The sequence below is a fragment of the Pseudomonas paeninsulae genome, assembly GCF_035621475.1.
Taxonomy (GTDB): Bacteria; Pseudomonadota; Gammaproteobacteria; order Pseudomonadales; family Pseudomonadaceae; genus Aquipseudomonas; species Aquipseudomonas paeninsulae.
This window is the reverse complement of sequence record NZ_CP141799.1, coordinates 325140-337424: the sequence shown is the minus strand read 5'-3', so window position 1 is coordinate 337424 and position 12285 is coordinate 325140. Positions and strand designations below refer to the sequence as shown.

General features: G+C 63.3%; 11 protein-coding genes. 2 read left to right on the top strand and 9 right to left on the bottom strand.

Features of this window, described 5'->3' with window-relative positions:
- Positions 1-86 precede the first annotated feature (86 nt).
- From VCJ09_RS01440 to desA, 9 genes are all read right to left on the bottom strand, one after another.
- Positions 87-1823, bottom strand: a complete 1737-nt coding sequence (locus tag VCJ09_RS01440) for a SulP family inorganic anion transporter (protein ID WP_324732851.1) — start codon at positions 1821-1823, stop codon at positions 87-89.
- A gap of 93 nt (positions 1824-1916) precedes the next feature.
- Entirely contained in the window at positions 1917-2780 is an 864-nt protein-coding gene (locus tag VCJ09_RS01435) for an MBL fold metallo-hydrolase (RefSeq protein WP_324732850.1), read from the bottom strand.
- An 83-nt stretch (positions 2781-2863) separates the two neighbouring features.
- The gene (locus VCJ09_RS01430; protein WP_324732849.1) at positions 2864-3052 is read right to left on the bottom strand and encodes a YgaP family membrane protein; all 189 of its coding nucleotides are present in this window, start codon (positions 3050-3052) and stop codon (positions 2864-2866) included.
- A gap of 14 nt (positions 3053-3066) precedes the next feature.
- Entirely contained in the window at positions 3067-3486 is a 420-nt protein-coding gene (locus VCJ09_RS01425) for a DUF6691 family protein (RefSeq protein WP_324732848.1), read from the bottom strand.
- A gap of 2 nt (positions 3487-3488) precedes the next feature.
- On the bottom strand, positions 3489-3950 hold the full coding sequence (locus VCJ09_RS01420) for a YeeE/YedE family protein (protein WP_324732847.1): 462 nt from the start codon (positions 3948-3950) through the stop codon (positions 3489-3491).
- On the bottom strand, positions 3947-4273 hold the full coding sequence (locus tag VCJ09_RS01415; protein WP_324732846.1) for an ArsR/SmtB family transcription factor: 327 nt from the start codon (positions 4271-4273) through the stop codon (positions 3947-3949). The genes VCJ09_RS01420 and VCJ09_RS01415 overlap by 4 nt, the downstream gene beginning before the upstream one ends.
- A 354-nt stretch (positions 4274-4627) precedes the next feature.
- Positions 4628-5893, bottom strand: a complete 1266-nt coding sequence (locus VCJ09_RS01410) for an OprD family porin (RefSeq protein ID WP_324732845.1) — start codon at positions 5891-5893, stop codon at positions 4628-4630.
- Between the two features lie 476 nt (positions 5894-6369).
- Positions 6370-7341, bottom strand: a complete 972-nt coding sequence (locus VCJ09_RS01405) for a GGDEF domain-containing protein (RefSeq protein WP_324732844.1) — start codon at positions 7339-7341, stop codon at positions 6370-6372.
- A gap of 112 nt (positions 7342-7453) precedes the next feature.
- Entirely contained in the window at positions 7454-8641 is a 1188-nt protein-coding gene (gene desA, locus VCJ09_RS01400) for a delta-9 fatty acid desaturase DesA (protein WP_324732843.1), read from the bottom strand.
- Positions 8642-8809: 168 nt separating this feature from the next.
- On the opposite strand from desA, the gene VCJ09_RS01395 reads away from it, so the two are divergent.
- Both VCJ09_RS01395 and VCJ09_RS01390 read left to right on the top strand, forming a co-directional pair.
- Positions 8810-11083 carry a putative bifunctional diguanylate cyclase/phosphodiesterase gene (locus tag VCJ09_RS01395; protein ID WP_324732842.1) on the top strand — a complete coding sequence of 758 codons (2274 nt, stop codon included), beginning with the start codon at positions 8810-8812 and terminating at the stop codon, positions 11081-11083.
- 46 nt (positions 11084-11129) lie between these two features.
- Positions 11130-12263 carry an HDOD domain-containing protein gene (locus VCJ09_RS01390; protein WP_324732841.1) on the top strand — a complete coding sequence of 378 codons (1134 nt, stop codon included), beginning with the start codon at positions 11130-11132 and terminating at the stop codon, positions 12261-12263.
- The last annotated feature ends 22 nt before the right edge of the window (positions 12264-12285 follow it).

Genomic DNA, 12285 nt, shown 5'->3' with positions numbered 1-12285 from the left:
TGCGCTCCAAACTGAACGCCGCCCGAGCCGCCCTGCGAGTTTGAGGCGGCAGCAGCAGGCGAGCGCTTTTTCACAAGCGCTCAGCGCTACCCTCGCGTCAGGGCGCGCCGTGTGCTCAGCGGATCGAGTGCGCACAGTGCCTGGTACTGGCTGACGAACACCTGCCCACCGAAGCGCTCGAGGAAATCCGAGCGGCGTAGCTGATCCATCACCGGCCCCTTCACTTCCGACAGGTGCAGCTGCACCCCAGCCGCATGCAGCCGTTCGACGCTGGCTTCCAGGCTTTCCAAGGCGCTGGCATCGATCAGGTTGACCCCCGGGCACATCAGCACCAGATGGCGGACCTGCGGGCGCGCCGCGATCAGCTCGCCGATGCGCTCTTCGAGAAAGCGGGCGTTGGGAAAATACAGGCTCTCATCGACCCGCAGCGACAGTACGCTGGGGCTCTGCACCACGTCGAAACGCTCGATATTGCGAAAGTGCTCGCTGCCCGGCAGTTGACCAACCACCGCCACATGCGGACGGCTGGTGCGCCAGAGGAACAGCAGCAGCGACAAGCCGACGCCCATCAGGATGCCCGTCTCCACGCCGAGCAGCAGCACCCCGCCGAGAGTCACCGCATGCGCCGCGCCGTCCTGGCGGGAATAGCGCCAGGTGCGGGTCAGCGCCTTGAGGTCGACCAGGCTGAGCACCGCGACGATGATGGTCGCGGCCAGCACCGCCTGCGGCAGGTTGTGCAACAGTGGGGTCAACAGCAGCACGCTGAGGGCGATACCGCCAGCGGTCAGCACGCCGGCCATGGGCGTCTGCGCCCCGGCATCGAAGTTGACCACCGAGCGGGAAAAACCGCCGGTGACCGGGAAGCCACCGCTGAAGGCCGCCGCCAGGTTGGCGCCGCCCAGGCCGAGCAGCTCGCTGTCCGGATCGATGCGCTGACGGCGTTTAGCCGCCAGGGTCTGCGCCACCGACACCGACTCGACGAAGCCGACCAGGCTGATCAACAGCGCCGCCGGCAACAACTGCAGGGCCAGGCGGTAGTCCAGGGTCGGCAGGGTCAGCCCGGCCAAGCCCTGCGGCACTGCGCCGACGACCTTGACTCCGGCCTGCTCCAACTGCAACAGGCCGACCACCAGGATCGATACGATGATTGCCAGCACCGGACCGGTCTTGGCCAGGTTACCGGCCAGGTTCGCCCCCAGGCCCAGGCGCATCAGGAGAGGCTTGAGCTGGCCGCGCACCCACCAGAGAAACAGCAGGCTGCAGACACCGACCAACAGGGTCGGCCCGTGCACCGCCGACAGGTTGTGCAGCAGCGCTGGCAGCAGCTGCTGGAGGGTCTCGCCGGCGGCGGAAATACCGAGGATATGCTTGAGCTGGCCGACCGCGATGAGAATCCCGGAGGCGCTGATAAAGCCGGAAATCACTGGATGACTAAGGAAGTTGGCGACGAAGCCCAGACGCAGCAGGGCCATGCCGGCGAGCAACAGTCCAGACAGCAGCGCCAGCAGCATGGCGGCGCCGACATACTCGGCGCCGCCGGCGGGGAATAACGGCCCCAGGGCGGCAGCGGTCATCAGCGACACCACCGCCACCGGGCCGACCGCCAGGGTGCGGCTGGAACCGAACAGGGCATAGGCCAGCAGCGGCAGGATGCTGGCATACAACCCGGTCACCGGCGGCAGGCCGGCGAGCATGGCGTAGGCCAGGCTCTGCGGAATCAGCATCAGGGTGACGATCAGCGCCGCCAGGCCATCCTGCGCGGCGGTGGCGCGGTTGTAACGCCGCCCCCAGTCGAGGCAGGGCAGCCAGCGACGCAGGCTCATCTGGCTGGCTCCCGGTCGATACAGCCTGCGCTCGGCGCATTCATGGCCAAAGGATCGCGCGACAGGCCAGCTGGCGAGACCAGCCGCATCGCCTCAAAGCACATCAAGAGGAATTTTCAGGTAGCGGGTGCCATTGTCCTCAGGCGGCGGTAGCTGCCCGGCCCGCATGTTCACCTGCACCGCCGGCAGAATCAGGGCCGGCATGCCCAGGGTCGCGTCACGCGCGCGGCGCATGGCGACGAACTCATCCTCGCTGACCCCCTCGCGTACATGCACATTGTGCGCACGCTGCTCGGCCAGCGTGGTTTCGTTGAGGAACTCCTCGCGCCCTGGCGCCTTGTAGTCATGGCACATGAACAAACGGGTCTGCTTCGGCAAGTCGAACAGCTTGCGAATCGAGCGGAACAGCACCCGGGCGTCGCCACCGGGGAAATCGCAGCGAGCGGTGCCGTAATCGGGCATGAACAGGGTATCGCCGACGAAGGCCGCATCGCCGACCACATAGGTCAGGCAGGCGGGGGTATGCCCGGGCGTATGGATGACCCGCGCGGCGAGGCTGCCAATCTGGAAGCACTCACCGTCGCTGAACAGGCGGTCGAACTGACGGCCATCGGTGGCGAACTCGCTGCCGGCATTGAACAGCTTGCCGAAGGTGTCCTGCACCACGGTGATCTGCGCGCCGATGGCCAGCTGGCCGCCCAGCTCACGCTTGAGGTAAAGCGCGGCAGACAGGTGGTCGGCATGCACATGGGTTTCCAGCAACCAGTCGACGCTCAACCCCTGTTTGCGTACATAGGCAATCAGGCGGTCGGCATTCTCGAACGAGGTGCGCCCGGCCGCCGGGTCATAGTCGAGCACCGAGTCGACGATGGCGCAGCGCCGGGTCGCAGGATCGCTGACCACGTAGCTGTAGGTGAAGCTGGCAGGATCAAAAAAAGCTTCGATGTGCGCTTGCATACTGACGGCCCTCCTTCGCATACCTCAGGGGTGTTGAGTTGGGCGCCGCAAAGCGCCCGGCATGACCGCATCGGCCAACAGGCTCAGGAACGTTTGCAGGTTTTGATGCCCAGCAACGAATACGCCGGGCATGTACGCAGCAGGCCGGTAGCCAGTGGCACGACGCCGATCCAGCCCCACAGGCCGATAGCGCCACTCACGCTCAGGCCGATCAGTATCAAGCCGGCGGCGATGCGCAGGCTGCGGTCGATGGTGCCAACATTGGTGTTCATGATGAGCTCCAGAGTTAAAGGCCGCGCCGGCGTTGCAGCGCGGTGAACAACAACATCCCGGCCAGCATGGCCGGAACGAAAACGATGATTTGCCAATGGCCGCTGAACAAAATGGCCAGCGCCGGTCCCGGACAGATCCCGGCAATCCCCCAACCGATGCCGAACAGCAGACTGCCGCCGATCAGGCGCGGATCCAGCTCGCGCTTGGACGGTATTTGCATCGGCGCGCCCAGCAACGATTGCGCACGCCCCTTGGCCCAGGCCAGCGGCCCCGCGGCGACCGCGATGGCGCCAATCATCACCAGCGCCAACGATGGATCCCAGGCACCGGCCAGATCGAGAAAGCCCAGCACCTTGGCCGGATTGGCCATGCCGGCCAGCAGCAGGCCAATCCCGAACAGCACACCGGCCAGCAACGCACTCAGCTTGCGCATGTTCAACCTCCCAACAGATGACGTAGGACAAAGACTGTGGCGAACCCGGCGGCCATGAAGCCGAGCGTCGCCACCAGCGAACGCGGCGATAGCCGGGAAACGCCACAGACGCCATGACCGCTGGTACAACCGGAGCCGTAGCGGGTACCCACACCGACCAGCAGGCCGGCCACCAACAAGCTTAGCCAACCACTCTGAAACTCGATCGTCGGCAGCACGCTGAACAGGCCCCAGAGCAGCGGCGCCAGCAGCAGGCCGAGGAGGAACATACCCTTCTCCGCCCGACCCTCGCCCCCTTCCAGCACCGAGCCCAGCAAACCGCTGATACCCGCGATGCGGCCGTTGCACAGGACAAACAAACTGGCTGCCAGGCCGATCAACGCACCGCCCGCGAGAGAGCTCCAGGGCGTGAAATTCAACCAGTCGATAGTGAGCCCACCGACAGCGATGCCATCGATACTCATGCGGTTTCTCCTGCGCAGAACAACTGATACAGCGTATTGATCACCGCCAAGGCGGCCGGGCTGCTGATCCGGTAGTGGATCTGCTTACCTTCGCGACGGGTTTCCACCAACCCTTCACGCCGCAATACCGCCAACTGCTGCGACAGCGTCGGCTGCTGGATACCGAGCAGGCTTTCCAGCTCGCTGACATTGCGCTCGCCTTGCGATAGCTGGCAAAGCAGCAGCAGGCGATCTGGATTGGCCAGAGCCTTGAGCAACTGCCCCGCCGCCGCGGCATTGGCGCGCAACTGCTGGACATCGAGTGTCTGTTCGGGAGCGTTCATGGCCGGCCTCAATTAAACTAAAAACAATATGTTCTTTTATATATTATTCTGCAAGCAGTAATCCACAACACCTCTCTCCGGGCGAGATCTGACTTGGCGATGGCACCCGCAGAAAGCGCCCCGGATTGCACACCCGCTCTCGTAGGATGAGCGCAGCGATACCCATCGACGATCAATCGCCGCTACGTAGCCGGATAAACCCGGGCGCAATCCAGGGCCCACGGTATTAAACGTTATCGGCTACACAGCCACGAAAAAGCCCGGAACAGAGTCCGGGCTTATTTGTGTTTCACCGCTGAACAGGATGCAACTGCTCAGCCGCGCTCGGCAGCCCCTCTAATCAAGGGGCAGCGGTCAGAACAACGGCAGGGTGTAGCTGACGATCAGGCGGTTTTCGTCGATGTCGTTGGTGAAGTTGGAACGCACCATCGCATTGCGCCAGCGCACGCCCAGATTCTTCAGCGCGCCTTCCTGGAAGACGTACATCAGCTCGGTGTCGCGCTCCCATTCCTTGCCGTCGCCGGCAGCGCCCAGGTCGACATTGTCGCCGGTCAGGTAGCGGGTCATGAAGGTCAGGCCGGGGATGCCGACGCTGCCAAAGTTGAAGTCGTAGCGCGCCTGCCAGGACGTCTCGTCCTTGTTGGCGAAGTCACTGATCTGCACATAGTTGACCAGGAACGGGTCGGTGCTGGTGGCCAGGTAGGCAAAACCGGTGTCGCCGCTCATCTTCTGATAGCCGAGGCCGACGCTGTGCCCTGCCAGGCCATAGGTGAGCATCGCCCCCAGCGCCTTGTTGTCGACGTTGCTGCGGCCATCATCGGTGGAGCGTGCGTAACGCAGATCGGCCTTCAGGCTCTGAGCTTCGCCCAGCGGCAGTACATGCACCAGGTTGAAAGAGTTCTGCTTGTACAGGTCTTCCAGGTTCGAGTAGTAGTACGCGGCCGTCAGGTCCTTGGTGACCTTGTAGTTGCCGCCGAGGAACTGGAAAGAATCAGTAGTCTTGTCGCCGGTAACAGTGATGCCGCGACGACCGCCAGTGGTCATCGACAGGTCTTCGAAGTCCCCCGAGTTGCGGTTGTTGACCTCGGTGATATAACCGCCATCCAGGGTCAGGCCTTCGATTTCCTGGGACAGCAACTGGCCACCCTTGAATACCTGCGGGGTCAGGCGGCTGTCGCTGGAGGCGATGGCCATGTTCTTGAACTGCATGCTGCCGACACGCAGGGTGGTCTTGGACAGCCTGGCCTTGCCGGCCACCGCCAGGTCGGACGAGTAGTCCTGCGAACCACCCGAACGATCCGGCACCAACAGACCACTGCCGGCGGTACCACCACCGGAGTCCAGTTTGAAACCGAGCATGCCGATGGTGTCGATACCGAAACCTACGGTGCCCTCGGTATAGCCGGAGTCCATGCGCAGAATGAAGCCTTGCGCCCATTCTTCCTGCTTAGCCTGGCTGGGGGTCGGATCGCCTGCCTGACGGAAGTCACGGTTGAAGTAGAAGTTGCGGGCTTCGAGGCTGGCCTTGCTGTCCTTGATGAATTCAGCGTTGGCGACTTGGCTCAGGGACAAGCCCAGGGTGCCGGCAGCAATGGCCAGCGCCAGGGAGGTCTTTCTCATTATGGTTTTCTCCAGTGTTTTAAGGGTGACACTTCGGCACGGGCGCAGGCTTCGACCACGAAGAGGCAGGCACGCACCGAATTCGTTGATTCCCCCCCAGCGGGCCTCGCCAGCTAGGCAGCCGAACAGGCGCCAGAGCAAGCGGGCCAACGCTGGGGCGAACAAAAATCAGGGGTGTACGGTGCCGCGCAGAGCAAATGTCAAAGGAGCAGGCGGATCGTCAGCCAAACGGAAGAATGTCATCGGCGGTCTCTTCATTTTTATTGTGTGCCGGCCCTGCAGGCCGATCAGTGCGTCGAAGAGCCTAAGGCAGTTACTGTGCCAGTCTCCGGCCGCCGAGCAGCAACACCTCTAGCGCGGGACTTTGGCTGGAGCACACGGACTCCATTGCAGAGTCGCGGGAAGAACAAACAGGCGGATTATCGCCGACCACAAGCGCGCTAACGGCGGATTTTCGCCAAGCGCGCCATGCCCAATCAGTCGAGCACGATCTGATTCTTGCCTTGGCGCTTGGCCTGATACATCGCCGCATCGGCGCGCGCAAATAGCATATCCAGGCTCGAGTCGTCCCCACGCAAGCTGGTCAACCCCTGGCTCACCGTGATGCCGAACGCCGTCTGCTGGTGACTGAAGCGCAAACGCTGCACCTCTCGCTGCAAGCGCTCGGCGACCTGCTCGGCCAGCGCTGGCTCGCAGCCCGCAAACAACGCGGCGAATTCTTCACCGCCGATGCGGCCGAACAGATCACCACTGCGCACCACCAACGCGCCGCAACTGGCCAGGCGTTGCAATACCTGGTCGCCCATCTGATGACCGTAGCGGTCGTTGATCTGCTTGAAGTCGTCGATGTCGAGCAACAGGAAGGCCAATGGACTGCCAAACTGGCGGGCGTGCTCGAACTCACGCTGGGCACACTCGAAGAAGTGCCGACGGTTGCTGCTCTGGGTCAGCACATCGGTGGTCGCCAGGCGATGCAGCTCGCCTTCCAGTTGTTTCTTGTCGGTGATGTCTTCGGCGATGCCGACGATGATCTGCGCCTGCTCGGCCTCACTCGAGCGACTGAAGAAGCATTTGTCGCTGAGCCAGCGCAACTGCCCGTCGGCCCGAATGATGCGGTACTCGCGGACTTCCACCGCCCCGGTTTCCAGGACCTTGGCCAGGCTCTCGGCGGCGTATTCCAGGTCGTCCGGGTAGATGCTGTTGCGCCATTCGCCATAATCGGCCAACAACAACGCGGCAGAACGGCCAAAAATACGCTCGTAGGCCGGGCTGACGTAGATCACCCGCTGCGCCTGCCAGTCGAACGCCCAGAGCACCGCGTTGACGCTACCAAGCAGGGTGCTGAAGAGCCGCTCGCGCTCACGCAGGCGCGTGACTTCGGCACGACTGTGCAGCAGCGCCAGGGTCAAGTCTTCCAATTGCTGCGTTGAGTTGCTGCGTTCGTCCATAACAACCGCCAGCCTGGTGAGTGTTGGAGCTATCAGCGCAGCATAGTGGGTGGCGGCCGCGGAAAACAAAAAGCCCGCCGAACGGCGGGCTTTGCCAGGCAATCAGCCGCGGTCAGGCGACGGCGACCGGGCGCAGCGAATAGGTCTTCAGCTGCTCGGCAAAATCACGCAGCGACTGGATACCGCTGGCCTCGGCTTCATGGATCCACTGCTTGATCGCTTCGAGCATGTCATGCCCATTGGTGCTGGTCTTGAGCCATATTTGCTGCAGCGCCAGGCGCTTCTCATAGATCACCTTGAGCGCCTGACTCTGCGCCAGCATGGCGTCGATACGCGCCTGCTGCTGGTCGTGCAACAGGCTCGGCTCGCGGCCCAGCAGGCGCTTGGCGCGGTGGAACTGATGGCGCACAGAGGCATCGGCCTTGGCCAGCTCCTGCTTGACCAGCGGACCGATCACCAGCTTGCGGTACTGCGCCATGATCTGGAAACGGTTGTTGAGGATCGCCATGGCGGTGTCCATGTCCAGATGGCGTTTGCCCTCGATGCGATGGGCGATCGGCGCCACGCGCTGCACCTTGGCCAGCCCGAACAAGCTGAACAGCTGGATCCAGGCCCAGCCCATGTCGAACTCCCACTTGCGCACCGACAGCTTGGCCGAGTTGGGATAGGTATGGTGATTGTTGTGCAGTTCTTCACCGCCGATCAGGATGCCCCAGGGCAGCAAATTGGTGGCGGCGTCGCGGCATTCGAAGTTGCGATAGCCGATGGCATGACCGAGACCGTTGACCACCCCGGCCGCCCAGACGGGAATCCACATCATCTGGATCGCCCAGACGCTGATGCCGATCACGCCGAACAGCGCCAGGTCGATGAGCGCCATCAGGATCACGCCGCCAAAGGTATAGCGCGAATAGAGGTTGCGCTCGACCCAGTCGTCCGGGCAGTTCTTGCCGTAGATGCGCAGGGTATCCGGGTTCTTCGCCTCTTGCTGATAGAGCTCGGCGCCGGTGCGCAATACCGTGCCCAGGCCCTTGATCACCGGGCTGTGCGGATCGTCGACGGTTTCGCACTTGGCGTGGTGCTTACGGTGGATGGCGGTCCATTCGCGGGTGTTCTGCCCCGTGGTCAACCACAGCCAGAAACGAAAGAAGTGTTTCAGCGCGGGATGCAGTTCCAACGCGCGATGGGCCGAATAGCGGTGCAGGTACACCGTGACGCCGACAATGGTGATGTGCGTCATCACCAGAACGACCGCGATCAACTGCCAGACCGACAGGTCAAGAAAACCGTTGTACCACATGAGCCGGGTGCCTCTTGAAAGGAAAACATGGCGTGCCCGAGAGACTCAGGCCACAGTGCATTATCCCTGACACGGATCAGAAAACCAGTTGGTCTTTTAGATAACAATGCCGAGCCGCTGCCTGCACTACTATCACAGTGCCCAACTAAAAGAGCCGATCGACACCTTATGAACCTACCCCAAGGAGCGGTTCGCCTGACCCTGACCTACCTGCTGGCTGCCGGACTGTGGGTCCTCTTCAGTGATGCCCTCCTGGCCAGCCTGGAACTGCCTGCCGAACGTGCCAAACAGGTGCACCTGCTCATGGGGCTGTGCTTCGTCCTGCTCAGCAGCGCCCTGCTGTATCTGATCCTGTGCTCCCACCTGCGTCTGCAGGCACGCCTGCGCAGAACCCTGCGCGCCAGCGAAGAGCGCCTGAACCTGGCCCTGAAATCAGCCAAGGAGGGTTTGTGGGACTGGGATCTATGCAGCAACGGGGTATTTTTCTCGTCGGGCTATGCCACCCTGCTCGGCCTGCAACCCGAAGCACTGGGCAACACCCGGGGCCGCTGGTTGCAGCAACTGCACCCCGACGACCTCGCCCAGCATGAGAAAACCATCGCCACTATCCTGGACAACGCCAGCCAGGAGGCGTTCGAGGTGACCTTGCGCATGCGCCACCAGAATGGCGACTACCGCTGGATCCAGTCACGCGGGCAGTTGCAACTCGACGCTCAGGGCCGACCGGAGCGCTTTATCGGCACCGCCAGCGATATCAGCCAACGCCGCGCCAATGAACACAGCCTGCGCCAGGCCGCCGCCGTGTTCGATGCGACCCAGGACGGGGTGCTGGTCACCGACTGCAACCAGCAAATCGTCCACGTCAACCCGGCCTTTACCCGCATCACCGGCTACAGCCCCGAGGAAATTATCGGTCGTCAGCCCAGCGTCCTGAGCTCGGGTCGGCATGACCAGGCGTTCTACCAACGCCTGTGGCACGCGCTGGCTGGCCGGGGCAATTGGAGCGGAGAAATCTGGAACCGCCGCAAGAACGGCGAAATTTACCCACAGTGGCAGCGCATCCGCGCCATTCACGACGAGCAAGGCGAGCTTAGCCACTACGTCGCGGTGTTCTCCGACATCAGCGCGTTGAAGCGCTCGCAGGGCGAACTGGACCACCTGGCCCACCATGACCCGCTGAGCGGTCTGCCCAACCGCCTGCTGTTCACCGAGCGGGTCGAAAACGCCATCAAACGCGCCAAATCCGCACAACAAGGTGCGGTGCTGCTGATCGACCTCGATCACTTCAAACACATCAATGAAAGCCTGGGCCACAACATCGGTGACCTGCTGCTCAAGGCGGTCGGCGAGCGGCTGGCCGCACAACTGGGCGAAGGCATGACCCTGGCGCGCCTCGGCGGTGACGAGTTCGGCCTGCTCTGCGAGCACTGCCTGGATGCCTCCCAGGCTGCCAGCCTGGCCCAGCAACTGCTGAACAGCCTGGGGGCGCCTTTCAACCTCGACCAACAGGAGTTCTACATCAGCGCCAGCATCGGCATCAGCCTGTTTCCCGGCGATGCCGAAAACCTCGAGCAGGTCCTGCGCAATGCCGACTCGGCGCTGTCCAAGGCCAAGAGCAGCGGGCGCGAAGGCTACGCCTTCTACACCCTGGAGCTGACCGAGTTCGCCCGCCACCGCGTCGAGCTAGTCAGCGCCCTGCACCACGCGCTGGATAACCAGGAACTGCGCGTCTACTACCAACCTTTGCATGATCTGGCCAGCGGCGAGCTGATCGGTGCCGAGGCGCTGGTACGCTGGCAGCATCCGCAACGCGGCCTGGTAGCCCCCGGGGAGTTCATCCCGGTCGCCGAAGACAGCGGCCTGATCGGCGCCATCGACGCCTGGGTCCTGCAACAAGCCTGCCGGCAGATGGTCCGCTGGCAACATCAAGCCCAGGCGCCACGGTTCGTCGCCGTCAACGTCTCCAGCCGGCTGTTCAGCCGCGGCGGGCTGGATCTGCAGGTGGCCCAGGTGCTGGCCGACACCGGCCTGGACCCCGCCTACCTGGAGCTGGAAGTCACCGAAAGTACGGTGATGGACAACCCGGATGCTGCCTTGGCGTTGCTCGAGCGCCTGCGGGCCCTGGGGATCCGCCTGGCCATCGACGACTTCGGCACCGGTTACAGCTCCCTGGCCCGGCTCAAGCGCCTACCCGTGCACAAACTCAAGCTCGACATAAGTTTCGTCCGCGGCCTGCCCCACGACAACGACGATGCCGCGATTACCCGCGCGGTGGTGGCCTTGGGCCACAGCCTGGACCTCAAGGTTCTGGCCGAGGGTATCGAACGGCCGGAGCAGATGGAGTTTCTCCGCCAGATCGGCTGCGACTATGGTCAAGGTTATCTGTTCGGCCGGCCACAACCGGTCGAACCTGCCCCGGAACCAGCCGTAGCGGCGCTCTGATCAATCAAGCATCATGGCCAGCAGAACCAGGGAAGAACTGAGACCTATGCGGGTATTGATTCTCGAAGACGATCACTGGATCGCCGATCTGCTCAAACAGATCGTACTGAGCCTGCGCCCGAGCGCCGAGATCGTCTGCCTGGGCAGCGTGGCCGAGGCGCTGGCGGACTGGCAACAACAGCCCAGCGACCTGGTAATCGTCGACTGGAACCTGCCGGATGGCGAAGGCACTCGACTGCTCAAACAGGTGCACCAGCACAACCGCGAAGTACCGCTGGTGATGATCACCGGCCGCACCGACCGCAGCAGCGTGGTAGAAGTCCGCGCACTGGGCGTCAGCGCCTTCATCAGCAAACCCTTCCGGGCCTCGCACGTAGCCGCCAGCCTGGACGAGTTGCTGCCTGTGGCTGCGGCAGAGAATCACGCGCCCCGCGCCGTCAGCGACGAAGACTTCCTGACTTACCTGCAACGACTGCCGGCCGACGAGCTGGATATGCCCCTGAGCAAGGGCATCCGCGATCGCCTCCTGCAAAGTTTCAAGGGCGAGCAACTGAGCCTGCGCGAGCTGGCCGAAGACTGGCGCCACGACCCGGCCCTGAATGCCAGGCTGCTGACCGTGGCCAACAGCAGCGCCTACAACGGTGCAGGCCGCCCCTGCATCAGCCCGCTAGAAGCGCTGCAGAAACTCGGCGCGGCGACCAGCCTCAATCTAGCCATGGCCATGGCACTGCGCCAGTCCAGCGCCCTGGATAACCCGCTGTTGCGCAGGCTTGCCGAGGGCCATCTGGATGCCTGCGAACGCCTGGCTGAAACCAGCATCGCCCTGGCCCGCCAGTGCAACCTAGATCCGGCGCCGTTTCATTGCGCGGCACTGCTGCACCGCATGGGCGAGCTCGGCGTGCTCTACCTGGCCCAGGCCTGGGAAAATCGCGGCCATAGCCTCAGCGAGGAGCCGCTATTGCTGGCCCTTGGCCAATTCAGTGCACCCTTCGCCATTGCCATGAAAGTACGCTGGCAGCTGCCCATGGCCCTGCGCGAACTGATTGGCGCCTGCTATGCCCTGCCCAACATCAGTGTCAAGCGCGAGGTAGTACTCATGCGTCTGGCCGCCTGTGAACAGGATCCCACTGCCGACAGCAAGGACCAGGCCCGTCTGCGCCGCCTTGCCGGGCTGGCCTGAATGCAGCCAGTTCGCTCAGGAT